This window comes from Paenibacillus rhizoryzae, assembly GCF_059686995.1.
Window position 1 is genome coordinate 387,926 of record NZ_JCAALT010000002.1, and the last position, 26,397, is coordinate 414,322.

Genomic DNA, 26,397 nt, shown 5'->3' on the forward strand with positions numbered 1-26,397 from the left:
ACAGTCCTCCACTAGTTATCCTATTGTTCTCTCTATTTAGGAGTTTTTTAACCGTTTTTAATCGCAATCCCTTCATATACCGCACCTTTAATTACCGGGGGCTTTGCTCGCAGCTCGCTACAACGCTTACGCTCTTTAGCTTCGTTCATCATGGCAACTCCGTGTCCGATGAAAATAAGCACTAATAATGTACTAAGATTCCATCCAAATTTAAAATAGACGGACAAGCCGCCTAAAGCTGCCAAAAAGAAAAAGCTCATAAACCGACATCCGACGATATATGCTTGTTCCTCTAACGTTAAACGATTCTTGTTTATTTTTCTAAATAAGCCACCGATAACACCAAATAAACAAAGAACCGGAGCAATACCATAATGAAACATAATATAGATAAATTGATTATCAAAGTATCGATAGTTTGTATTCCCAAGGAAGGTATAGCTTCCTTGAAGTCCATTCCCCCATAACAAACTGGCTACATCTACTTGCGAGAAGAACGTCTCATACTGCCCGGATCGCGTGTCTTCACCCATCCGGTTAAATAAGCCCGCTGTAACATTAGGCAAAAGAATGATAATTAAGAAGAAAACGAGCACGACGCTAAAGACGGCAACGATTTTACGTAGTAAAGCATTCTTACCGGTGCTATAGGCTAACATGGTATACAGCAGCAGGATACATTGAATCATCCAGCCTCTGGATTGAATAAGGAAAGCACAAATTAATAAACAAATACCTAGCACGTACTTAAATGTTCGATGGTACTTTTTACTTTCGGACATGCCCAGTGCGTAGCACCAATAGGCACTAATCACGACAGCAAACATTTCTTTACTTGGCGATGTTCTTGTTTCCGATGAGAACCCATACTGGAATACAAAAGAAAGGCTGCTCCACAAAATCAATGCAACCATCAGGACAACGATATATGGAATCATTCTTTTAGCGCTATTAATTATGGCTTTCTCATAACCAAGTAAATAAAATAACGGAATTAGGATGATATTTATAGAAACATCATCCAGTAGAACTACTTGAATTTTCGTTTCGTAGAAGGTGAAGAATCCCCAAACTATAAAAACAAGCGTGCAAATATATGCAAATAATAGGGCTTTCCCCTTTTTCTGATTACTCCATATGCAAACAATCAACAAAAGATAAAGTAAATAGCTAGCCACCGATGAGCATAATGATGTCAGGCTGGAATAATTCTGTAAGTACGTAAAAGCTTTTGAATTAGCCTGTCTCACCCAAGTCCCCGTAATTCCCGGAACTATTAACTGAATTAGCATCAGCACAATAATACTGGTAAAGAGAATTCCTTTTAAATCCACTTTCATCTCATGTGGCTTCATTTTATGAGCACCCTTTTATCCCGTTTATTTCTCTAATAAATTTTTCTATTATGATATCCACTTGATATTCTTCTTTCATCTTTTTCTTGGCTGCTCTTCCTGCTTCATTGCAAAAAACGGGATTCGTAACGCAGTAATTAATTGCAGCTGCCAGCTCGCCGACGTTATTCCGTTCAACCAAAATACCGTCTGACATGTTATTAATTAAGTCCTTGGGGCCAGTAGGACAATTGGTCGAGATACAAGGTAATCCGACGGCCATCGCTTCCATTAATGCATTCGGCATTCCTTCGTAGTTCGACGATAATACAAACAAATCGGTAGATATGAGCGCCTCGGCAACGTTCGATATTCTTCCTCTAAACGTTACGACATCCTCGATGCCCCGTTTCTTAGCCAGATCCTTTAATCTGTCAGCTTCTTCTCCCGCTCCATACAGGCTTAATGTTAAAGAGGGATTGGCTTTATAAGCCATTGCAAAAGCCTCGATTAACAGCTCCTGATTCTTCTGGCTATTTAATCTCCCGAATGTTGCGATCTCCCGAATGGAGTCCCGCTTCGGATAATGACAATCGATTAAGTCATTGCTAACCGGATTCGGAACGACGAGCGTTTTGCGTTTTGCAAATTCCGGAAAAAAGCCGGCTTGTTCTTCCGTTTGAAGCAATATCCCGGATGATAACAATGCAACGATCTTCCCAACGGTTCTCTTCCGTTTCGAATCCGGATATTGAAACGGGTTATTTCTGACCGTAGCAACGAAGGGAATATTCATAAATCGCGATGCAATAAAGAAGTGGTTCACTTGATCAGGTAAGAAGGGAATAATGACATTAGGATTAACCTCGCGTATCGTCCTTCTCATGGCTGCGAGTTTATTCGCAAAATACTTGATTCGGCTTTCACCCTTATTTTTAGGTAACAGATGTATGATCACTTTGTCAGAGATCGGATATTCGTTCAGTACCCGTTCATAAAGGATTAAATGAACTTCATACCCTCTCTCGGCAATACCGCTTGCTAATATGGAGACAACACGCTCAGCGCCTCCGGAAGAAAGAGAATTCGTTACAAATAAATACTTGTTAACAGCCATATCACTAATCCCCTTAGCGCAAATTCAACTTGCAGCAATTGCTTAGCCGATATGCCTATAGTACATTTCGATTAACTCCTCATTGCCATACTCATGCCTAATCAAATATTCACTAAGCTGCATGCTCTTATGAGGATCGTTCACTAAGTCTATGATGGCTGCCGCGATTCGTCCAGGTTTCAGCGGAACAATGATCCCTTCCGTATCCTCGATAATCTGATCTTTCACGGTATCATAATTAGAAACTATGATCGGCTTTGCAAGAATTTTCGCTTCGTCTAACGCAACTGATTTCCCCTCGTATCGAGAGGGCTGCACAAAAATATTACAATGGGAGTAGTAGGGATATGGATTCTCTCTAATCCCCAATAAAATGAATCGCTGCTCTACTTGCGCTTCAATAATTTGCTTCTGCAGCTTCTCTCTCAGCTCACCTTGGCCGATAATATACCAGATAAAATTGACATTCCGATCCTGCATGATTTTTGCCGCCTGAATGGCTACATCAAATCCTTTTTGAGTGACGAGCCTGCCAATGGACAGCAGGATCACCTTATCAGGATCACTTCCCCTAGCCTCCACATATTCAACCGGTTGAAACTCACGGGCCATCTGTTTAATCAAAGACGATGATGTGAGATTGGGGATGTAAACGGTACGGTCCGCAGCATCAGGAAAGCTATCGCAAAATATATGTACGCACTCATCCGAGATGGAGACGATTTTATCGAATTTCGCAAAATACGGACGATCTAACTCTTTATCGAAGCCTTCTGCGTTGTAGTCATTGTGTACCCAAATCATTTTCTTCTTGGCATGCACCTTATCGGCAACATAGTACATCGCTTCACCATGCATATAAGAAATGGCTACGTCATACTCGCCGGGTAATTCTTTAATCGCACTTTTAAATAACAGGTTCCACCGAATTTGGGATCCCAAATTTCGATTGCTTTTATATTTGACTCGCGTCAAAAAAACACCTAAATACCTTCTAAGATTTGAATTCAGTGATGAAATTTGTTTCATTCCATCCGCATCGAGTGCTTTGAATGCATATTTCAACGTGTTCGGTATACTAAGAATGTTGACCTCTTTGGGCACTTGTTTAATGAAAACGCCCTCTTGTTTAAATAACAGCAGGTCTACGTTATACGTGGAATAATCAAACAGATTTAACAGGTTGACTAAGCTCTTTTCTGCTCCGCCGGTTGTTAAAGTTGGGATTACAAAAAGAACCTTTTTCATTCGCTTAAAACCCCTACTTGATTTTTTTTGTTTCCAATTAATAAGCTCTGATATACACGCGTTAATCGGTTGATGTGCCCTTCAAAGGAATAACCTTGCTTCACGATGTTCACACTGGCATCGCCGTATTGTTTGCAAAGCTCTTCATCCATGAGCATATTGATTAAAGCATCGCTGAATTTTTCTACATCCCCGGGATTACAAACATACCCGTTTTCGCCATCATGAACGATTTTGGAAATGCCGCCTACGTCGGTGCTCACAATTGGCATCCCATAGCCCATCGCATCTAAAATGGACATCGGCATCCCTTCGTTGTAGGACGGAAGAAAGAAGATATCACTCTCACGAAGCAGTCGATCCTTTTCTTCGCCTCTTACCCAGCCTGGGAACACGACATGTTGTTCCACGCCTTTTTCCCTTAATGCATTTCGTACCGTTTCAATATCGCCGCTGCCGCCCAGAACAAATTTCACTTTCGGAAACTTGGCAGCAACCCGCTCCACAACAGCCGGGATATCGTAACAGCCTTTTCGTTGACCGATTTCTCCTAAGAAGAGAATCTGATGCTTGCTGCTCCGGCTTGCTCTTTCTCGAATGGCCCCGTCATGGATCCTGCTATAATTCTCAATGACTTCAATTTTCTCATGCTGCACGATTGTGCCAAGCCGTTCTTTCCATTCCGCAGAAAGTGCAAGCATGATCGTACATTTGTTATATGTGTTTTGAACCAGCTGCTTCTTGCCAGGGCTCGCATTTAAATAGAAGGTATTGAAGTCCGCTCCATGACAATGATTGATGATAGGGACCCTAAACCAACTGGCCAAATAGATGAACGGAAGCTTACGATAAAAACTCGGTCCGAAAGATGAATGGATATGAACGATCTCCGGTTTCTCCATAAGAAGGACCTTAAGAAAATCGAAATACCCCGCAATGGCTTTGAAAAGCTTCTTCATTTTCTCTCCGTCCATATAAGATTCAACATATCTAATTTGATAGTCATTCTCCAATATAGACCCTCGATACCCACCTACGACTGCAGCGATTCCACCTTTGACCATTGGATGTTGAACAATCATACAGATTTTTTGATTCTTAGCCATAGATTCATTTCCCTCTCGCTACAAGCCATATAAACCTCGTATTCGTATGAAAATACCGCTTAAACAGTCTCTTCGGGTCTTGCATCAACCTATACAGCCATTCTAAGTTATTCTTCTGCATCCATTCAGGAGCTCTAGCAATATTAGCTGCATAATAATCAAATCCAGCACCTATGCCAATCATCAAGCCGTTCACCTTACCCTGATGAGCTGCCATCCATTTCTCCTGCTTCGGTGCCCCCAAGCCAACCCAAATAAAATCAGGTTTACTTGCATTAATAATCTCTAAAATAGCTTTATCCTCATTCTCTGTCATCGGTCGGAATGGAGGATTGTACATCCCGGCAATTTCAATGCCTGCATAGTCTGCATTCAGCTTGGCGTAGAGTTTCTTTAACGTTTCTTCTGTAGAACCATAAAAGAAGTGACGATACCCTCTCTCCACCGAAACCTTGAAAATTTCTCCCATCAGACTAGGGCCGGCCGTCCGGGCCATATTCTCATGTCCGCGTTTTCTGCCAATCGAAGATAGCGGACCACCATCTGGAATGGCCAAGATACCGCCATTCTGAACAGCTCGATACTCCGGCTCTTCATAGCTAATGACAGTCGTATGAACATTGGATACACATATGTAGTCGCCGGCTAATTTCTCGATATTCTCACTTAAATACGCAAGCAGCCATTCCATATTAATTGCCGCTATATTCACCCCTAGAATATTACATGTAGGGATTTTCGACTTATCCACTGTTCGGATCATCACGAGATACCTCCTCGCACCAAAAAAGGGCATCAGCCCGATGCCCTTCTCTACTTATAAAATTGCAATTGTAAGCATGCTACTTTAGTGGGTCAACATGAGCTGATTGTAACGATCCTCAGCCCGTACTCGCTTCAAATCCTCATCTACCATCATATGAACCAGCTGTTTAAAGCCAATATTCAATTCCCAGCCTAGTTTTTCCTTTGCCTTGGAACAATCACCCAGCAATAGATCTACTTCAGCAGGCCGCACAAACTCTTGATCAATGACAACATAATCCTCATAGTTTAATCCCACATAAGAGAATGCGACTTCGAGCAGTTCTTTCACGGAGTGCATTTCACCGGTCGAAATCACATAATCCTCGGGTTCATCCTGTTGAAGCATCAGCCACATTGCTTTCACATAATCGCCGGCGAAGCCCCAATCGCGCAGAGAATCGAGATTCCCCATTCTAAGCTCCTTTTGGAGACCCAGTTTAATTCTCGCAACAGCATCCGTCACTTTGCGAGTAACAAATTCATGACCGCGACGAGGCGACTCATGATTAAATAGGATGCCTGAGCAAGCAAACATATTAAAGCTTTCACGATAGTTAACGGTGATCCAGTGCCCATACACCTTGGATACACCATAAGGACTGCGGGGGTAGAATGGTGTTGTTTCCTTCTGCGGCGTTTCTACAACTTTCCCGTACATTTCACTGCTTGAAGCCTGGTAGAATCGTGCATTAGGCTTCATAATTCTTACAGCCTCCAACATATTCGTTACAGACAATGCCGTGATTTGGCCTGTCAATAAAGGCTGCGGCCAAGAAGCTGCAACAAAGGATTGAGCAGCCAAGTTATACACTTCATCTGGATCAGAAGCCTTGACAGCCTCTATAAGGGAGGCGAGATCAGTCAGATCTCCTGAAATCCATTTAATTCTATCTTTAATTGCACTTACATTCTCATAATTTGGAGTACTGGTTCTTCTTCTCAATCCATAGACCTCGTATCCTTTATCCAGCAGAAGCTCTGCCAAATAAGACCCATCTTGGCCGGTAACACCGGTAATCAAAGCGCGCTTTTGCATATCATTTCCCTCCACCTGATCTGTTTTTATTTAATAATGAGATAATCTTTTTGGAAAGCCATATAGGCTGATCTAATACCTTCTTCCAGCGAAATTCTAGCCTTCCACCCAAGACTGTTGATCTTTGAAACATCGACCAATTTCCTTGGCGTACCATCCGGTAACGTGGAGTTGAACTGAATCTCTCCTTGATAGCCAACTATGCTCTTAATTAATTCAGCCAACTCTCGAATTGAAATATCTTCTCCTACGCCGACATTCACAATTTCACTATCTGCATAGTTTTCCATTAGGAAAAGACAAGCCTCTGCAAGATCATCCGAATGTAGAAACTCACGTCTTGGCTTACCGGTTCCCCATACCTCAACTTGCCCCGCATTAACTGCTTTGGCTTCATGAAATTTCCGGATAAGTGCAGGTAAAACATGTGAGGTCTTCAAATCGAAGTTATCATTCGGCCCGTACATATTCGTTGGCATTACGGATATGTATTGCGTTCCATATTGACGATTATAGGATTGGCACATACTGATCCCGGCAATTTTAGCAACGGCGTAAGGTTGATTCGTAGGCTCCAGCTCACCGGTTAGCAAATACTCTTCTTTCAATGGCTGAGGTGCAAATTTAGGATAAATGCATGTGGAACCCAGAAACATAAGCTTCTTCACACCGGCACGATATGCAGAATCGATCACATTCGTTTGAATGAGTAAATTATCACGGATGAAATCTGCCGGAAAATCATTGTTTGCCACGATTCCGCCCACTTTAGCTGCAGCCAGAAAGACATAATCAATGTGGTGATTCTCAAAAAAGTCTTGCACTTGATCTAGCTTCCTTAAATCTAGTTCTTTACTGGTACGGTAAATGAGATTCTCATAACCTCTTCTCTCTAATTCCCTAAGAATTGCAGAACCAACCAAACCTCTATGGCCTGCAACGTATATTGCCGAACTTTTATCCATATCAGCACCTCAGATCAAGTTAAAAAGCGTCTTTACTTCCTATTATTACTTTTATGGTCTTAATCATAATTTTAAAATCAAAGAAAAGGCTTCTCTGTTCGATGTATGCCAGATCCAGTTCAACCATTTCGCCGAAGCTTAATCCATTTCTTCCGCTGATCTGCCACAGGCCGGTGCAGCCCGGCATTGCTTTCAGTCTTAATTTGTCATAGCTCGTATATTCTTCTACTTCACGAGGTAATGGCGGTCTAGGTCCAACAATGGACATTTCGCCTCTGATGACGTTCCATAGTTGCGGCAGCTCATCGATACTGGTTTTTCGAATGAACTTCCCTATTTTAGTAATTCGCGGGTCTTCCTTCATCTTAAACATAGCCCCGCTAATCTCGTTCTGGCTTAATAGTCCGTCCAGCAATACTTCTGCATTGGATACCATCGACCGAAACTTATACATGCGAAACGGTTTTTCATTTTTACCAACTCGAATCTGGTGAAAAAAAATAGGAGCACGCGGGTCCTCCATTTTGATCATAATCGCCACGATAATGAAGACAGGAATCAAGCAGATCAGTCCCATAGCTGCACAAACAATATCCACTGCTCGTTTCACCATTAAGTACGGAATCAGCCCCCTTGATCTCTCCATGGATTGGATTGAAGTCGAAAGCTTTGCCCTATTGATTACGACATCCCCATCATTCCGCTGTGTGGTTACTCTCATTCTTTTCCACCTATCCTACAATTTATATTTCTTTAATCTTTCATTTTCTAGAATCTCTTCCATCGTCGCTAATAGAGGCAGGCGCAGCTCATTATTGAGCAGCGCAAAATCAAGCATCGTCGTAATAAATCCTAACTTCTCACCAACGTCATAACGTTTGCCATCGAAGTCATAAGCATAGACGCCTTGAAATTCATTTAACTTCTGAATGGCGTCCGTCAATTGAATTTCTCCACCTGCTCCAACCTCTTGATTTTCCAGAAAATCAAAGATTTCAGGAGTTAGGATGTATCTACCCATAATGGCCAAATTGGAAGGGGCTGTACCTAATTTGGGTTTCTCTATAAAACGATTGACTGAATAGAGCTTGCCATATGCCTCTAAAGGGTCAACTACCCCATAGCGTTCCATCAGTTCAATGGAAATGGCTTGAACACCAATAACGGATCGCTCTACCTGCTCGTATTGTGTGATCAGTTGTTTGGTACATGGCACATCAGCAACTACGATATCGTCCCCTAAGAGTACGGCAAACGGTTCATTCCCTATAAACTTACGAGCGCACCATACCGCATGTCCTAAACCTTTCGGTTCCTTCTGCCGGATATAATGAATGTCGACATTCGATGATTTACGCACTTCCCCGAGCAGCTCCATCTTCCCCTTCTCCATCAAGCTGGATTCCAGCTCGAAAGCAATGTCGAAGTGGTCCTCGATCGCTCGTTTTCCCTTACCCGTTACAATAATAATATCTTCGATCCCGGATGCAATGGCCTCCTCCACGATGTATTGAATAGTTGGCTTGTCGACAATCGGAAGCATCTCTTTAGGCATTGCCTTCGTCGCCGGTAAGAATCGCGTCCCTAAACCTGCAGCTGGAATGATTGCTTTTCTAACCTTCTTCATCATCATTCACTCCTATTAATCTAAATTCTTAAGGAATATGCTGCTGTTAAAAAAACCAGCTATACCTTTATTTGCATTAAAAACATAGCTCGTTTTTTTAGTCGTTTATGGCCGCAGTATTAGAGGGCATTAAACCCTGCCTCACATCACACCCTTGACGATGAACGTCTAAGGCTGGCAAGCCAGCCCACAGCATGATCGAGTGCCTACGTGTGATAAAGGTCCAGTAGGCATCACCCAAGGAATGTTCACTTTGCTGCTATCTATTATTTTCTGCCGTAGTAGTAGTAATATTGCCCATCATTCTTAGAGCGCTCATTATTATTGAGAACGACGCCTAGAATGCGGGACTTAGCATGCTCCAAGCTGGTTTTCGCTTTCTTGAGCAGCTCTTTCTTCACTTTGCCCGCATGAACTACAAGTATGATGCCGTCACAGTAGGAAGTAACAATAAGGCTATCGGCTACCGGAAGAACAGGCGGTGTATCGAAGAGAATGACGTCGTACAAGCCCTTCAGCTCTTCGATCAGCATCTGCATACGTTGTGAGCCCAGTATTTCGGAAGGATTGGGCGGAATAGGTCCGGCAGTTAAGACAAAGAGATTTTCTACACTTGTTTCCCTAATAACGTCTGCAAGCACCTGATGATTAAGAATTGCGCTAGTTAAACCAGTTCGATTCGTTAATTGGAATACATAATGCAAGGTAGGTCTCCGCAAATCCGTATCAATAAGGAGCACTTTCTTTCCTTCTTGTGCGTAAGTCACGGCTAGATTCGTAATCGTAGTGGTCTTTCCTTCTCCTTCACTGGCAGAAGCAACCATGAGTACTTTCATCGGCTGATCAATTGCAGAGAATTGAATATTTGTACGTAAGGTACGATATGCTTCCGAGATTGGCGACATGGGGTTAATAGCCGAAATAAGAAGACGTTGTTTATTGTCTTGCTGTGACATATGTACCTTCACCTACTTTTTTTTCAGATATCCGCGACTTACGGGGATTCATATCCGATTTATTGATTTTCGTAATATGTGACAGTACCGGCAGCTCAAGCGATTGTAGAACATCTTCTTCGCTCTTAATCGTGTCATCGAAGTAATCGAGTAAGAAAACAAAGCCGATTGCCAACATCAGAGATACGATGAAACTCAAGGCGATATAGAAAATGGGGCTTTTATTGATCACTGATCCGTCTGAGCTCGGATTCGCTTCTGACAAAATCGTAACGTTATCTACCTTCATAATGGACGGAATTTCATTCTTAAAGACAGTAGCAACGGCATTTACGATATGCGCCGCTCGTTCATAGGAAACATCCTTTGCGTTTATATTCATAACTTGTGAATCGCTTGCAGCGCTAACCTCTAGCACGGAGCTTATTTCTCCGGGCGAAGCTTTTAAATCCGGATAGTTATTAACCACTTTGTTCAAGATGGCCGACGAATTTATAATTTCTTTATAGGAGCTTATCAGCCTAATATTTGATTGAATGACATCCCAGTCTATTGTTCTGGTTCCGCCAACTTCAAAGGATTGACTCACAATCAGCTTCGCAGTAGCCTGATATACCTGGTCGGTATAAAGGTATGTCTTAACTCCCGTTAACCCGCATGCCACCATTACAATTGCAGAGATAAGAAGAAGTCTCTTGCGAATGATCTTCGTGTAATCCTTAAGTTCCACTTAAATACCTCCAATTAATTAAAATTAGAATTTACCAGAACAACAATTGAAATTGTGTATTAATAATGGGTTAGAACCGGGGCATTTATGCAAATAATTGTCGATCATTTGAATCACTTTACCGAAATAGAATTCGGAATATTGTGAATGACAGCGGGTATAACCGGTACCGCATCGGGTAATGAATAGTAATGCTTTTGTGATACAATTTGTATCTCTTTTCAAGACTTACTTTACGATACGGAACGTAGCATGTCAATAGTTTTTTCGTTGTTTTGGATACATTGTGACATTTCGTAGCAATGAATGCATTTGTAAGCGTTTCGTATTAATATGGAGTTATAGCCTGTTAGGAGGAGAAATATGAATATTGGTGACCGTATTGCCAAACTGAGGGACGATCGGGGTTGGACACAAGAACAGACAGCGGGATTACTCGGAATCTCACGCGCAGCCTTATCCCATTATGAGAAAAACCGCCGCGAACCGGATACGGAAACACTATCTAAGTTTGCCGACTTATTCAAGGTTTCTGTCGACTACCTTGTCGGAAGAACGAACGTGCCTCATATCACTTTGGATGAGCCTGTTCGCGAGTTTGTTGACCAATTGGAGCTCTCCGAGGAAGATTTGCTAAGCAGACTTGCATTAGCCATTGATGGAAAGAAATTATCTCTGGAAGAAACACGACGTTTCGTCGCTTTCGTTCGAGCAGAGAGAAATATGAAATGATGCTTTCATTAAATAGTAAAACCATAGTCCGCATCGACTATGGTTTTTATTGTTATCTTATTTATTGCTTTGAAGTGGAGGTAAATCTGAGGGCCATTTAGAAAGATCAATTCCAAGCTGCTCCATTATGGTGCGTACATCCAACTGTAGAATTTCCTTTGTTGTCTGTGCTTCGTTGTTCTGATCCTCGAATTTTCTCATCATACCCAGCTCCGACTCCCTCTATTTATAATGAATCTGACTTGATCTGTCCGTACTTAGCTGACTTGCTGACTACTCCTCTTACATGTACTCACCCGTATTATATATCTCTCTACATATCGCTCTACTTGTCTTCACTAATTATATCCAACCTCATCCAAAAAGGATGTCGAAGGTTGTGGGACTTCTATCACATTTAAAATGTTTTTTTGTCGATTGTCGGTATATTTTACTACGGCATAGCAGAATTCGTAACACTCGTTTACAAACACACAAAAGACCACTCTTAAAGGAGAGCGGTCTACAATAAGGTGTATATTCTTACTTTTTATTCCATTAACTCAATAAAATCCGACCCGAATATTGCGAATGGATGCGACAATATCTGAGGTGGCTAACGTTGTAATCTGATTGCAGCCAATATTAATTTCCAGATTTACTGCGAATCCCGCCTCTTTCGAATAGTTAAGCGGTTTATAAGCGGCAATCGGCATCCATTGTGAGTTTTTGTTTAAGTTAATGATACGGACTTGGCCGGTTGTAACAGGCGTCGGATGTGCCGTGCTCGATTCGGAGATGTTGATCAAGACACTGAGGCCTCCCGGAACCGTTTCGAGTACTTTGGAATCATAGGCAACGAACACCCTGCTCTTCCCAGTTGGACTGTTCGCCCCTGTAAAGTCTGCCATCGTGAGCGCTACTCTGTTGAAATAATACTCCCCGTTAGCTGCTACTGTCTTATTTGCAGTCTGCGTAAGGTTAATCTGAGTACCGCCATTTACTGACGAGCCCGTGATGACAAAATTTGCACTGCTTCCCTGATTGGCTCCCGTACCAATCGTTGCGTTTGTTCCTACAATAATAGGCGTAGATGGGAAGCTAAAATAGTCCATATTATTTACATTGAAAATAGATGATATGTCGTTAACTGTCGCCGTGATTGGAGCGGCTACGTGTTTTGCTTTATTGGAGTAAACGAGATCGTACGGGTAGTAATTAATGTCGAATTTGTTATAGCAGCATTTATCGTCTTGAACAATCCCATTGAGTCCCGGCGTATTGTACGGAGGATCAAAGTTTGTAAACCGTCCATCGATCATAGTTGCATCAATTTTATTAAAAGACGAATTAATTAGCCTTAATTGTGCATACGAGCCGGTTAGGCCTACTTTATTGTTACTGTCCAGTACAGTCGCCATAATAGATGAGCCGACAACGTTCGTAAACAAGATCCCGTCATAAACATTCTGCTGAATCTCACAACCCGATACATTTACTCCAAGCGTATTGCTTGCCTCTAGTCCGGCATATCCAGGTGCGTTCCTGCCATTCATATAGATTTTTGTACCGACAAAACGGAAATTCCCTCCGTCGATAGAAACACCTGCTTTACCTGAACTCCCGATATTACAATTAGTCATCAGACTGTCTGATAAATTACGGCCATAAAGCCCGTACCCCCCCGAATTATCAATAAAACAGGTATCAAAGATATAATCGAGACCGCGCCCTGTTAAGTGAAACGTGTTACCACCAATATTATAAGTAACCAGATCGTTAAAATGAAACCTTTCATACCAATCGGTACGCGCTCCGTCAAAGTCCGCAAATCCGTGAATATTCACACCTAAACCATGAATATAAAATTTTTCGAATGTAACATAATCGCCTTTAATGGAAAATAAAGAACCTGTAGCACCTGTATAAGGCTGGATGACGGAACTGAACCCTTCACCACGAACTGTAGCACCTCTGTTCACATAGACCGTTTTTATCTTATACGTACCTGTCGGAATATAAGCGAAATTGTTTGCATCCAAACAAGCTTGAAAAGCCGCCGTATCATCTGTTGCGCCGTCACCTTTTGCACCGTAGTTTAGTACATTGCCTCGTAAGCCGTCCGATGATGAGTTGGACCAAGCCGCTTTCTCGGCATCGGTTACAAAACGATGTGTGTCATCTTCTGTTATCATCGTTGCCGGATGCGTTGCCGGATGTGTGTAGTTGTTCGCTCCGGTCGCAACCCCATCTAATTTGGCTTTATCTGTTGCGGGCATAAGCCCTTTCGCATTGGGCGTAACTGTTGGGATAGCCGCATTAATAGTGACATTCGAAGTTCCGTCGAAGATAGTCGTTCCTGTCACATCGCCGTTAAGCGCAATCGTCCGTGCCGTTTGCAGTTTCTCGGCTTGATCGACGATGCCGTCATTATCTGTATCATAAATGGAGCGCATCATATCGCCTGCGCTGTTCCATGTAGCTTTATCGGAATCCGTAACAAAGCGATGACCGCTATCTTCGGTAATCATCGTTGCCGGATGCGTTGCCGGATGCGTGTAGTTGTTTGCTCCGGTTGCAACGCCATCCAGCTTAGTTTTATCCGTTGCAGCCATAAGTCCTTTCGCATTTGGCGTAACTGTTGGGATAGCCGCATTTATAGTGACATTCGAAGTTCCGTCAAAGAGAGTCATTCCTGTCACATCGCCGTTAATCGCAATCGTCCTTGCCGTTTGCAGTTTCTCGGCCTGATCGACGATGCCGTCATTATCTGTATCATAAATGGAGCGCATCATATCGCCTGCGCTGTTCCATGTAGCCTTATCCGAATCCGTAACAAAGCGATGACCGGTATCTTCGGTAATCATCGTTGCCGGATGCGTTGCCGGATGCGTGTAGTTGTTTGCTCCGGTTGCAACGCCATCCAGCTTAGTTTTATCTGCCGCACTTAATAGACCCTTAGCGTTTGGTGTTGCAATAAGGATGGTTGATTGGATTGAGGTGTTCGCAGATCCGTCAAAAGCTGCATTTCCCGTCACATCGCCTGTTAAGGAAATCGTTCTGGCAACCTGTAACTTAGCCGCTTGGTCAACAATACCGTCTTTATTCACATCATAGACCGATTTAAGCATGTCTCCGTCCTCAGTTGGCGGAGCAACATTGTTTGAAAGTCGTAAATAAGCGGCATTTTCAGGTGTTCCCGGCGTTCCTGCCGCTACATAGACTTCTGAGAATTGTTCCATGGCAACCATCAACAAATCTACGTCCTTATTCGTTGCAATAAGCGTTTGCAAATAGGTTGGAATAACGCCATCCATAAACACATCAAATTGATTTAATCCTTCATCTGGAAGCGTAGGCCCGGCATATATTTGAGTTACTCCCAAGTTATCTACCTCCTCTATCTATTGGAAAATATAAAACTATCAACGTATCATATGCGAGAATACGAGCTTCTGTACTGAGCGCTTGACGGGACTTGTGTCCAACTTGTACTATTGGTCAGCTATACACTACTTCATCGATATGTCGCCAAACGCAACAAAAAAAGACCGATAACGGATTTCCCCGTTATCGGTCTTTGGTCTAAGCGATTAATTTCCGCCTACGCGAGCAAGCTCTTTCATGTTGGCTTCAAATGCAGCGAGAAGGGCTTCGTCGCCGGCAAGGCCGGTTTGTTCCATCTTCTCAATTTGCTCGAGCATCCGTTTGTAATCTTTCGGGATGATTTTGACAAATTTCGTCTTGGATGTCTCCCAATCGGAGAGCAAACGATCGCCGATCGCACTGCCGGTGTAATCCACATGGCGCTGAATCATGCCTTGCAGCTCCTCGGAATCACGCGGATCCTCCACGCGCTCCAGCAGAACCATTTCGATGTTGCAGTGCTTGTAGAAGTCGCCTGCTTCATCGAGGACATAAGCGACGCCGCCGGACATACCGGCTGCGAAGTTACGGCCTGTGCCTCCGAGAATGACGACGCGGCCGCCTGTCATGTACTCACAGCCGTGGTCGCCAACACCTTCAACGACAACCTTCACGCCGGAGTTACGAACTGCGAAGCGCTCGCCCGCGATACCGCGGATGTAAGCTTCACCGTTAGTCGCGCCGTAGAAAGCCGTGTTGCCGATAATGACATTCTCTTCTGCCTTAAACGTTGCTTTCTTGGATGGAGCTACAATCACTTTACCGCCGGAAAGTCCTTTGCCGACATAGTCATTGGAGTCGCCTTCCAAGGAAAGCGTGATGCCTTTCGGTACGAATGCGCCGAAGCTTTGACCGGCGGAGCCGACAAAGTGGAACGAAATCGTATCTTCAGGCAATCCCTTCGCGCCATAACGACGAGTAACTTCACTACCAACGATCGTACCAACTACGCGGTTGATGTTCGTGATCGGCAGTGTTGCGCGAACTTGTTCACCGGTTTCGATCGCAGGCAATGCGAGCGGCAGCAATTGCTGCATATCCAATGATTCATGGAGTTTATGATCCTGCTCCTGCGTGCAGTAGCGTGCCGCATCCTGCGGAACTTCCATCTGATGCAGAAGTGGTCTAAGGTCGATGCCTTTGAGCTTGTAGTGATCAATAAGATCTTTCGTTTGCAAACGATCTACACGGCCGACCATTTCTTGAATCGTACGGAAGCCAAGCTCTGCCATAATCTCCCGCAGCTCTTGTGCAACGAACAGCATATAGTTCGCTACGTGGCTAGGATCGCCCATGAACTTCGCGCGAAGCTCAGGGTTTTGCGTAGCTACACCAACCGGGCAAGTATCCAATTGGCAGACACGCATCATGATACAGCCAAGTACGACTAGCGGTGCAGTCGAGAAGCCGTATTCTTCGGCGCCGAGAAGCGCTGCAATCGCGAGGTCGCGGCCGTTCATGATTTTGCCGTCTGTCTCAACAACTACGCGGTCACGCAGGTTATTGATCATCAGCGTTTGATGCGTTTCAGCAAGTCCAAGCTCCCACGGCATACCTGCATGACGGATCGATGCAAGCGGCGAAGCGCCTGTTCCGCCATCGTAGCCGCTGACGAGGATAACATCTGCGCGGCCTTTGGCAACGCCGGCAGCAATCGTTCCTACGCCTGCTTCGGATACGAGCTTCACGTTAATACGAGCACGAGGGTTGGCGTTCTTCAAATCATGGATAAGTTCAGCCAGATCCTCAATGGAATAAATATCGTGATGCGGAGGCGGGGAGATTAGTCCAACGCCCGGTGTGGAACCACGAACTTCAGCAACCCAAGGATAAACCTTGCGTCCCGGAAGCTGGCCGCCTTCACCCGGCTTCGCGCCTTGCGCCATTTTAATTTGGATTTCATCGGCATTAATCAAGTAGTTGCTCGTTACGCCAAAACGTCCGGAAGCCACTTGCTTGATCGCACTGCGGCGGGAATCGCCGTTAGCATCCGGAATGTAACGCGCCGGATCTTCGCCGCCCTCACCTGTATTGGATCTGCCGCCGATGCGGTTCATCGCAATAGCTAGTGCTTCATGCGCTTCTTTACTGATCGAGCCATAGGACATCGCGCCGGTCTTGAAGCGTTTCACGATGGATTCAACGGATTCGACTTCATCAATGGAAACCGGAGCAGCATCGTAGTTGAAATCAAGCAACGAACGCAGTGTCAGATGTTTCTTGTCTTCGCCTTGCACAAGCGCGGAGAACTTCTTGTAGAGCTTATAGTCATTGGAACGGGAAGCCATTTGCAGCGTATGGATCGTCTGCGGGCTGAACAAGTGATCTTCGCCGTCTTTACGCCATTGGTATTCGCCGCCGGAATCAAGCTCTTTCACGCGGCCTTCTTGCTCTGCGAAAGCACGGTTATGATGCTTCAGCGTCTCATCTGCGATAACGTCAAGACCGATACCGCCGATACGTGTAGTCGTCCAGGTGAAGTACTCATCAACGAGCTCTTCCTTTAAGCCGACAGCTTCAAAAATTTGCGCGCCGCGGTACGATTGGATCGTCGAGATACCCATTTTGGATAGAATCTTAACGACGCCCTTCGTAGCTGCTTTAATGAAGTTTTTCACGGCTTTCTCGTGCGTTACGCCTCTGAGCAGCCCTTGGCGAATCATATCGTCGAGCGTTTCAAATGCAAGGTACGGGTTGACTGCGCTAACGCCATAACCGAGCAGCAAGGCAAAGTGATGCACTTCGCGCGGCTCGCCGGATTCCAGCAAAATGCTGACTCTCGTACGCGTACCTTCGCGAATCAAATGGTGATGCAGCGACGATACGGCGAGCAGCGACGGGATTGCCGCATTCTCACGGTCTACGCCGCGGTCAGACAGAATAAGAATATTATGGCCTTTGCCAATTACGCGGTCAGCCGCTTCGCACATTTGCTTAATCGCAAAACGCAAGCCAGCTTCGCCCTCCGCTGCATTAAACAGCGTCGGCAGCGTAATGGATTTGAACCCCGGACGGCGCACATGGCGCAGCTTCGCGAACTCTTCGTTCGACAATACCGGTGAAGCTAATTTAATATGGCGGCAGCTTTCAGGCTCGGCATTGAGCAAGTTGCGCTCTGGACCCAGTGTTGTGCCTGTAGCTGTAATAATTTCTTCGCGAATCGCATCGATCGGCGGATTCGTAACTTGCGCGAACATTTGTTTAAAGTAGTTGAACAAACGCTGCGGACGCTCGGACAGAATCGCAAGCGGCGCATCATAACCCATGGAAGCGATCGGCTCTACGCCGCTGCCTGCCATCGGCTCAAGTACTTTGCGCAGATCTTCGAACGTGTAGCCGAATGCTTGTTGGCGCTTCTCAACGGTTTCATGATCCGGTTCCGGAAGCTCGGGAGCATCTGGAAGCTCATCAAGACCGATAAGGTGTTCATCAAGCCACTCGCGGTACGGGTTCTCCGCTGCGATTTGAGCTTTAACCTCTTCATCCGATACGATGCGGCCTTCTTTGGTATCGACAAGCAGCATACGGCCTGGGCGAAGACGGTCTTTATATAGAATATTCTCGGGATCGACAGGAACCGTTCCGGCTTCAGAGCCAAGAATGATGACGTCATCCTTCGTTACATAATAACGGGCAGGACGAAGACCGTTCCGGTCAAGAATGGCGCCGATTTGCGTACCATCCGTAAATGCCATTGCTGCCGGGCCGTCCCACGGCTCCATCAGACAGCTGTGGTATTCGTAGAAGGCTTTCTTCTCGTCACTCATGCCTTCGTGGTTGGACCAAGGCTCAGGAACCATCATCATCGCCGCGTGCGGCAAGGAACGACCGGATAGGTAAAGGAATTCAAGCGTATTGTCGAACATCGCCGTATCGGATCCGTCCGGATTGATAATCGGTTTGATTTTGTCCAAATCGTCGCCAAACAGCTCCGAAGCAACCATCGTTTGACGAGCATGCATCCAGTTCACGTTACCGCGAAGCGTGTTGATCTCGCCGTTATGAATCAGATAGCGGTATGGATGCGCGCGCTCCCAGCTTGGGAACGTGTTCGTGGAGAAACGGGAGTGAACAAGCGCGATAGCTGTTTCCATCGCTTCGTCGTTAAGCTCTACATAGAACGAGCGAACCTGCTCTGTTGTGAGCATCCCTTTGTACACGATTTTCTTGCTGGACATGCTGGAGAAGTAGAAGCTGTCTGCGCCTTCTGCGCCGGAGTAGCGAATAGCGATTTCCGCGCGCTTGCGAATGACATAGATTTTGCGTTCGAAAGCCAGCTCATCTTGAAGCTCGCTACTACGGCCGATGAACACTTGACGAACATACGGTTTAACCGATTTCGCCGAATGGCCCAGCTTCTCATCATTCGTAGGAACGGTACGCCAGCCAAGCAGCGTCTGGCCTTCCTCACGGATAATGGCTTCGAGCTCACGCTCATGGTTCACGCGGATGTTCTCGTCCTGCGACAGGAACAGCATACCTACGGCATATTCGCCGCTTGCCGGCAGTTCGACACCGAGCTCTCTGAGTTCACGGGAGAAGAAGCCATGCGGGATTTGCAAAAGAATCCCTGCTCCGTCTCCTGTGTTAGGCTCGCTGCCTTGACCGCCGCGATGCTCCATGTTCTCGAGCACCGTCAGCGCCTGCTGAATAATTGTGTGTGATTTAATTCCCTTGATGTTAGCCACAAAGCCCATTCCGCAGGCGTCTTTCTCAAATTGCGGATCGTATAGACCTTGCTTCGGCGGCAATCCTAAACGGTTCTCTTTCACTTGGATGCAACCTTTCTATGAGAAATTTTTAAATAAACGGATGGAATGGATTCTTATTCATGGAATCCGGCTTCATTTCGAAAGCGATATCGCTTAAAATGAAGGTGTACACGCAGTTCAATAAAAAGGTTGCGTTCCAATAATGCATCCATTGAAAAAAGTTATTATATTATTTTAACACCAGTGCATTACGATATCAATTTAATATTTTTATAATTGTGATAAGTGTTCTTTACCACGACACAGCAGCAATTCAAAAAATTAACTGAAAATTGATACCACCAAATAGAACGCATAATTATGCAAAAGGATGTGGTGAATATGTATAGTAAATTTAGGAAATTGCCAAAATGGACAATTACGTTCACGGCTGCCGCTTTGTTAGTAGGTGTTGTCGGAAGCGGCGCTGCTTCGGCTTTTGCAGAATCATCCTATTCCACTCCTATTATGGCGGTTTCAGCGATCACCGCTCCGAAGGCCGAGGCTAACCAACCGCTTCGCATTGTTGGAGTTGGCGATTCATTGACGCTCGGTTATGAGCTGGGCATGACGGAGAATTCCGTTCCCTACGGCTATGTCGATCGCGTGTACGAACAGGCGCTTTATCACGGCGGCCGCGCTGAGCTGCAAAATTACGGGATTCTCGGTTTAAAATCGCCCGGATTGCAAAAACTGCTGGAAGCAGCTGCTGCGGGAACACGTATTACGGCAGATCAGCTGCAGCCGAATTTATCGACTTATCCGCTTGCTGAGGCCACCGTCGCGAAAAGCGCGCAGCTTGGTGAGGATCTAAAGAAAGCGAACTTGATCGTGCTCACGATCGGAGGAAACGATTTCACGCCGATTTTTAACGACATCTTAAATGATGAGGAGATCAGCGCTTCCGCACTTCAAACTCGGTTGGATGCCTTATTGGATCGTTATTATCCTTCATTAGAAGCATCGCTTCGTACGATTCTCAAAATGAACCCGAATGCTACGGTTGTTTTTGCCGACCAGTACTTGCCTGCGCCGAAGCCTTCTACCATTAATCAAACCATTACGCAAGAACAATATGCGGTATTAACCGATGGCGTGGCGAAGCTGAAAACGCAAACCGAGGCGATAGCCTCTAAGCTGACGAAAGAAGGCTTCGATGTGCGAACCGTCGATGTGTCGGCACCGTTCCGCGGCAAAGAGCTCAGCTACACCTCCATCCTCAAAGGCGACATTCATCCGAAGCAATCGGGTTACGATGTCATCGGAAGAGCTTTTGCCAAAGGGATCTGGGGCGACTATCGCGACCCTGAAGCGCTGACAGCCGATACACCGCTTCGCGTTATCGTAAACGGAAAGCCGCTGAAGGGCGGCAATAAGCCGGTTATGAAAAACAACACGACGTTCCTCCCGATGCGCGATGTCACGACAGCATTAAACGCGACACTCGCCTGGGATGGTAATACACGTACCGCTACGATTAAGTCCGGTGACCAAGTCGTAGCCTTCACCATCGGCGCCGATACGATGAAAGTGAACGGTCAAACCGTACCGCTTGAGACACCAGCTTACCTGCAGCAGTCCGGCGGCACCTCGGTGACCTACCTCCCGCTCGCGGCATTGTCCAAAGGTCTTGGTTACCAGGTTGTTTATCGCAAGCCGATTGCGACTGTGTTTATCCAGTCTTAATTGGAAAAGCAATTGAAAGGCATGAATTCACCAGGATGGTGAATTCATGCTTTTTTTGTTTTGTTGCGGCGTTTTGCAGTCTCGCCGCTGGTTGGAGATTGGCCAATCGGCTGATTGGCCGAGGGCCGGATCGGCTAGCTTGAGTCGCTCCATGTGGATCTCCTGGTGAGCTTCTTTGGAGTAACTCATCGGGATTCGCTCCATGTGGATCTACTGGTGAGCTTCTTTGGAGTAACTCATCAGAAATCGCTCCATGTGGATCTCCTGATGAGCTTCTTTGGAGTAACTCATCGGGATTCGCTCCATGTGGATCTCCTGGTGAGCTTCTTTGGAGTAACTGATCGGGATTTGCTCGAAGTGGATCTCCTGGTGAGTTTCTTTGGAGTAACTGATCGGGATTTGCTCCATGTTGGGAGGAAGACTGGGGAATTGCTTGCTCGAAGTGGATCTCCTGACATATACCTTGGCAAACACTGTAGAGTAACCAGTACCGCACTTTTGTCATTTTAGACGTTGATTTGCCAATGTGCGGTAGCTGGTACCTCTCTTTATGCTGAATTGGTAGGTTATCGCGAATGAATGGCACCTGCTAGCTCTTGTTCACTTCTCTTACTCACTTCAAGTTATCGTGACTTCGTAAGTTGCTAAAGTGCCCAATTGGTTTATGTGAATGTATTTGCTTGGAGAGCTACTCATGAGATAATTTCCACGATTGTAGATGATGGGCTGTTCCGGGAGTTACACTTGGGAATAAATCACAGTTAGATGAAGAAAGAGTAGCTCTGGGAGCTACTCTTTCTCTAAATTCAGCGGATTTCGGCTAATGTGGTGCCCTGGGGGCTACTCATTGGCCATCTTCCGTGATTATAAGATGATGTGTTGCTCTGGGAGCTACACAGTTGCTGTGTCTGCTGCATCGCTGTTTGCTTTGCGATGCAGCATGAGGAAGACGATTAGTGAAAGTGCTGCGAATACGACTGCGAAGCTTGCGGTATGCATCGCTTTGCTTCCTACAGTCAACAGTTCGTTTCCTGTCACGATTTCGCGGAATGCGCTGATCGTGTATGTCATCGGCAGCCATGCGCTGATATGCTGCAGCCATGATGGTACAAGCTCGGATGGATACGTACCTGCGCTGCCCGTCAGTTGAAGAATGAGCAGTATGACGGAGACGAAGCGTCCAGGCTGATCGAGCAATGTTACAAGGAACTGGACAATCATCATGAAGGTGACACTCGCGAGCATCGACATCCCAATGAATGCGCCTAAGTGATTAACCTCGAGGCCGATGCCGTAGAGCAGAATCGCGTCTGCAATCAAGGCTTGCACAACGCCAACTACGATAAAGAGCAATACTTTGCTGACGAACCAGCTCCAGCCGGAGCGTGGCTTCAGCCCTGTTTCGCGCATCGGGAGGACCATCGTGGAGAGCAATGCGCCTACAAACAGACCCAGTGACAAGAAGTACGGCGTGAAGCCCGTACCGTAGTTCGGCACGTCGGTCAGTTTCTGCTCATCGACATGGACAGGATTCGCGAACATGTCGTACAGGGCATCGGTTCCGGTGATGCCCCCGGTTTGCTTCGCGGCATCGCCGAGCTTGCCCGACAGCTCGGCTGTGCCGCCTGCGAGCTGCTCTGCGCCGCTCGCAAGCGCGGCGGAGCCGCTAGCGAGCTTGCCGGAGCCCCCGGCAAGCTCGGCCGCACCGCGGCCAGCGGCGGCTGCGCCGTCCGCCAGCTTCGCGGCACCGGCCGCGGCGCTCTCGGCGCCGGCGGCTAGCTTCGCGCCGCCTTGCTGCGCGGCTGCGAGCTGCGCGTGCAGCGCCGCTAGCCCTTGCTGCAGCTGCAGCTGGCCCTGCTGCAGCTGCGCGCCGCCGGCGGCAAGCTTCGCGCTGCCGCCAGAGAGCTCGGCTGCGCCCGCGGATACCGCGCGGGCTGCGCCGAGAAGCTCCTGCAGCGCGGGATCCTGCGCTGCATCCGGCGAAGCTGCGGCGGCGTACGCCTCAAGCGCCGCCGACAGCTGCGCGGCTGCGCCGGCGAGCTGCGCACCGCCTTGCTCCGCCGAGGCAAGCCCTTCGGCCAGCTTCGCACCGGCCTCAGCTGCTTGCTTAGCTCCGCCGCCGAGCTGCGCGCCGGCGGCCTCGAGCTTGCCGAGCCCGGCTGCGAGCGTCGCCGAGCCGTCGCGAACCGCAGCCGTGCCGGCCGCCAATTGACCGGCGCCGCTGCCAAGCGCCTTGACGCCTCCGGCGAGCTGCTCCGAGCCGGAAGCCAGCTTCGCAACATTATCGCGCAGCAGCTTGGCACCTCTCTCCGCATCCGAAGCGCCGTCGCTCAGCTTGCCTGCGCCTTCGCTCGCTTTTACAATGCCGTCTGACGCATCGCCGATGCTGTCGAATACCGCCTCCGCATAAGCTTTCGTCACCTGCCGCGAAATTTCGGTTTGGAGTTTCTCGATTGCGGCTTGACCGATTTTGGCCGCTAAGTAGTTGCCGCTATCGTTAGATACGTAACGGATGGCCGCAGGCTGCGGCTTCTCATCGAGCAGTGTAGTGGCTTGCTTAGAAAAAGATTCGGGAATTTCAATCACATAATAGTAATCACCGTCTTGAACACCTTTCTCAGCTTCGGCTCGGCTCACAAAAGCCCAATCAAATTCCTTGTTGGCCTTTAATTCTTTTACCAAATCCTGCCCGACAGCCAGCGGTTTTCCTTCAAACTGTGCGCCGGCATCCTCATTCACAACCGCCACCGGCAGCTCACTCAACTTCCCGTACGGGTCCCAAAACGATCCAATCAACATCCCGCTGTACATAATCGGAATAAACAACACGCCCACAATTGGGATAAGAAGCTTCGGACTGCGGACAATCCGGCTAAACTCCTTGCCAAACAATGATAAACCTCGCATAGCGATTCCCCCTCCATGTACACTTCAATGAATAAATGACCGTTTTGGTTTTTCGGTCAATTCACTTCAAAAAAAAGGACTAGTCCACATACCCAACTAGCCGCTGCCTTCGGAACTACTCCTCACGCAGCAGGCTCTTAACTTTCCGCCTACTCCGTACCTTGGCCTTTAACGAACTTCACCGCCTACTTCACGCCAACACCTTCACGCAGCAAGCTTGTAAAATAAGCCGCAAGCTCTTCCCGCGTCAGCTGGTGAGTTCTGCTCCACTCGACGCCGATTGCAACGTACAGCTTCAGGATGACAAAAGCAGTCAGCGCCGGATCAACGCCACGCAGCTCATTCTTTTCAATGGCAAGCTCAACCTCATGCTGGATAAAAGCATGAATAGCCTGTTCGAGCCTCGCCACTCCGTCCTTCGCCATTGGCGTACCCAAATCGCGAATTTCCTGCGACAGCTTCACGATGAGCTCATGCTTCTCGCGAAACAGCAGCAGCTCGTGCAGGACAGCAGCCAAATTATCGAAGAAGTTCCGATTGCGATCGATCGTGCGCTCTGCCAAGCTGCGAAGCTCGGCAGCCAGCTGCCCGATGATTTCATTAAACAGGTCTTCCTTCGTCGCAAAAAACGTATAAATCGTTCCTTTGCCGACTGCAGCGATTTTGGAAACAAGCTCCATCGTCGTCGCCTTATAACCAAACATGGCAAACGATTTTCCCGCCGCCTCAACAATTTGCATTCTGCGATCGACCGGTTTCTTCTGTTCCATTACGCTGCAGCCTCCTTATTCAACATGATATAGGACATAATAGCACCGACTGACCAAAAACGCAATATAGTCATTCAGTCAATCACTCATTATCAATCACTCCAAACCTCACCCGTAACCGCAGCATCGTCCTTGCTGCCAGCAGCCTCAAGCTCCTCGATCGTAAACAAAGCATGCAGCTTCAGTCCCGCTTCCTCGAGCTTCTTGCGGCCATCCGGGTGTCGTTCGATGACACATAAGACGTCTTCAACGATCGCGCCTGCCGCGCGCAGCTCTGCAACGCTTAGCAGAATCTGTCCGCCGGTCGTGACGACATCCTCCACAATGCAAACCTTCTGGCCGCGTACTTCCGCACCTTCAGCAAGCTTGCATGTTCCATAGCTCTTCGCCTGCTTCCGCACGAAGGCCGCAGGGATATTCGTTTCCAGCGAAAGTGCCGTTGCAACGGGGATGCCGCCCATCTCCAGGCCTGCAAGCACATCGATACCAATCGGAATACATAAGGCCAGCTCGCAGGCAATGGCGCCAAGCAATCGAGGGTTCGCTTCAAATAAATACTTGTCAAAATACGTCTCCGAAACCTGACCCGAACGCAGCGTAAAACTTCCCGACAAATGCGAGCTGTTGTAAATCCCCTTCGCCAATTCGTTCCTATTCATAACGCATCCCCCTCCAACGAACCTGTTTCATAGCCATTAGCTGCTTTAATGTGCTGCCTCAGCTGCTCTTGTCTTCCTCGTTCTTCAGTTGACCAAGCTGCCCCACTCATCCAACCTACTTATACTCTTTCTCCAACTGCTTCAGCTGCTCAAGACCCCGCTCGGCCCAACGCTTCAAACGGTCGATCGCTTCGATCTCGGCGGCAACGGCTCGTGTAAGCGACTCTTTATACGATGGCACTTCTCCCGGGTAAAGTCCGCTGATATCGCCGTAAGGTACGTTCGTTTTCTCGGTGTAGCTTAGCGCTCTGCGTTCATGAAACATCGGCACGTCGGGATTATAGGGATTGTGCAAATCGCCTTGCTCCGGGTGCTTCAATACCGCCAGCACTTTAATCAATGCGCGTGGTCCGCCTGTTTCCATTACTTCCCCTGCATAATCGCCCGATTTATAGGTAAACGTTACGATAGAGCCTTGTTCCGGAATAAATTTTTCTTTTTGCTGCATTTTATAACCACTCCATTCTTGTCCGTATTCGCAACTACCGCGAACCGCCTAAT

General features: G+C 46.9%; 19 protein-coding genes. 2 read left to right on the plus strand and 17 right to left on the minus strand.

All coding sequences use genetic code 11. From position 1 onward, the window contains the following. Positions 1-47: 47 nt before the first annotated feature. From AC6ESO_RS07080 to AC6ESO_RS07130, 11 genes are all read right to left on the minus strand, one after another. Complete coding sequence (locus AC6ESO_RS07080) at positions 48-1,355, minus strand: O-antigen ligase family protein (protein WP_497090755.1); 1,308 nt, start codon at positions 1,353-1,355, stop codon at positions 48-50. 1 nt (position 1,356) lies between these two features. Further along, on the minus strand, positions 1,357-2,451 hold the full coding sequence (locus AC6ESO_RS07085; RefSeq protein WP_497090756.1) for a glycosyltransferase: 1,095 nt from the start codon (positions 2,449-2,451) through the stop codon (positions 1,357-1,359). Between the two features lie 42 nt (positions 2,452-2,493). Next, positions 2,494-3,699 carry a glycosyltransferase gene (locus tag AC6ESO_RS07090; protein ID WP_497090757.1) on the minus strand — a complete coding sequence of 402 codons (1,206 nt, stop codon included), beginning with the start codon at positions 3,697-3,699 and terminating at the stop codon, positions 2,494-2,496. Next, on the minus strand, positions 3,696-4,805 hold the full coding sequence (locus AC6ESO_RS07095) for a glycosyltransferase family 4 protein (RefSeq protein ID WP_497090758.1): 1,110 nt from the start codon (positions 4,803-4,805) through the stop codon (positions 3,696-3,698). Before AC6ESO_RS07095 ends, AC6ESO_RS07090 begins: the two co-directional genes overlap by 4 nt. 4 nt (positions 4,806-4,809) lie before the next feature. Further along, complete coding sequence (locus tag AC6ESO_RS07100; RefSeq protein WP_497090759.1) at positions 4,810-5,568, minus strand: WecB/TagA/CpsF family glycosyltransferase; 759 nt, start codon at positions 5,566-5,568, stop codon at positions 4,810-4,812. A gap of 84 nt (positions 5,569-5,652) precedes the next feature. After that, on the minus strand, positions 5,653-6,648 hold the full coding sequence (gene gmd, locus AC6ESO_RS07105) for a GDP-mannose 4,6-dehydratase (RefSeq protein ID WP_497090760.1): 996 nt from the start codon (positions 6,646-6,648) through the stop codon (positions 5,653-5,655). A gap of 26 nt (positions 6,649-6,674) precedes the next feature. Then, entirely contained in the window at positions 6,675-7,613 is a 939-nt protein-coding gene (locus AC6ESO_RS07110; protein ID WP_497090761.1) for a GDP-L-fucose synthase family protein, read from the minus strand. Positions 7,614-7,632: 19 nt separating this feature from the next. Further along, entirely contained in the window at positions 7,633-8,259 is a 627-nt protein-coding gene (locus AC6ESO_RS07115; RefSeq protein WP_497091069.1) for a sugar transferase, read from the minus strand. Between the two features lie 90 nt (positions 8,260-8,349). Next, on the minus strand, positions 8,350-9,240 hold the full coding sequence (gene galU / locus AC6ESO_RS07120) for a UTP--glucose-1-phosphate uridylyltransferase GalU (protein ID WP_497090762.1): 891 nt from the start codon (positions 9,238-9,240) through the stop codon (positions 8,350-8,352). Between the two features lie 266 nt (positions 9,241-9,506). Beyond that, a complete protein-coding gene (locus AC6ESO_RS07125) occupies positions 9,507-10,196 on the minus strand; it encodes a CpsD/CapB family tyrosine-protein kinase (RefSeq protein WP_497090763.1) in 690 nt (229 codons plus the stop codon). Beyond that, the gene (locus tag AC6ESO_RS07130; protein ID WP_497090764.1) at positions 10,177-10,926 is read right to left on the minus strand and encodes a YveK family protein; all 750 of its coding nucleotides are present in this window, start codon (positions 10,924-10,926) and stop codon (positions 10,177-10,179) included. The genes AC6ESO_RS07125 and AC6ESO_RS07130 overlap by 20 nt, the downstream gene beginning before the upstream one ends. 363 nt (positions 10,927-11,289) lie before the next feature. On the opposite strand from AC6ESO_RS07130, the gene AC6ESO_RS07135 reads away from it, so the two are divergent. Next, positions 11,290-11,658, plus strand: a complete 369-nt coding sequence (locus AC6ESO_RS07135) for a helix-turn-helix domain-containing protein (RefSeq protein WP_091221433.1) — start codon at positions 11,290-11,292, stop codon at positions 11,656-11,658. 542 nt (positions 11,659-12,200) lie between these two features. Here AC6ESO_RS07135 and AC6ESO_RS07140 read toward each other — a convergent pair. Next, positions 12,201-15,023 carry a right-handed parallel beta-helix repeat-containing protein gene (locus tag AC6ESO_RS07140; protein WP_497090765.1) on the minus strand — a complete coding sequence of 941 codons (2,823 nt, stop codon included), beginning with the start codon at positions 15,021-15,023 and terminating at the stop codon, positions 12,201-12,203. Between the two features lie 207 nt (positions 15,024-15,230). Beyond that, complete coding sequence (gltB, locus tag AC6ESO_RS07145) at positions 15,231-19,835, minus strand: glutamate synthase large subunit (RefSeq protein ID WP_497090766.1); 4,605 nt, start codon at positions 19,833-19,835, stop codon at positions 15,231-15,233. A gap of 321 nt (positions 19,836-20,156) precedes the next feature. Here gltB and AC6ESO_RS07150 point away from each other — a divergent pair, with 321 nt between their 5' ends. Beyond that, positions 20,157-21,500, plus strand: coding sequence for an SGNH/GDSL hydrolase family protein (locus tag AC6ESO_RS07150; protein ID WP_497090767.1), 1,344 nt, complete (start codon positions 20,157-20,159; stop codon positions 21,498-21,500). Positions 21,501-22,391: 891 nt separating this feature from the next. On the opposite strand, the gene AC6ESO_RS07155 is transcribed toward AC6ESO_RS07150, so the two are convergent. The 4 genes from AC6ESO_RS07155 to kapB form a co-directional block, all read right to left on the minus strand. Then, a complete protein-coding gene (locus tag AC6ESO_RS07155) occupies positions 22,392-24,407 on the minus strand; it encodes a YhgE/Pip family protein (protein ID WP_497090768.1) in 2,016 nt (671 codons plus the stop codon). 185 nt (positions 24,408-24,592) lie between these two features. After that, on the minus strand, positions 24,593-25,177 hold the full coding sequence (locus tag AC6ESO_RS07160) for a TetR/AcrR family transcriptional regulator (protein ID WP_497090769.1): 585 nt from the start codon (positions 25,175-25,177) through the stop codon (positions 24,593-24,595). 92 nt (positions 25,178-25,269) lie between these two features. Beyond that, complete coding sequence (gene pyrE, locus AC6ESO_RS07165) at positions 25,270-25,836, minus strand: orotate phosphoribosyltransferase (protein ID WP_497090770.1); 567 nt, start codon at positions 25,834-25,836, stop codon at positions 25,270-25,272. A 115-nt stretch (positions 25,837-25,951) separates the two neighbouring features. Continuing rightward, positions 25,952-26,344, minus strand: coding sequence for a sporulation phosphorelay system protein KapB (gene kapB / locus AC6ESO_RS07170; protein ID WP_494818258.1), 393 nt, complete (start codon positions 26,342-26,344; stop codon positions 25,952-25,954). Between the last annotated feature and the right edge of the window lie 53 nt (positions 26,345-26,397).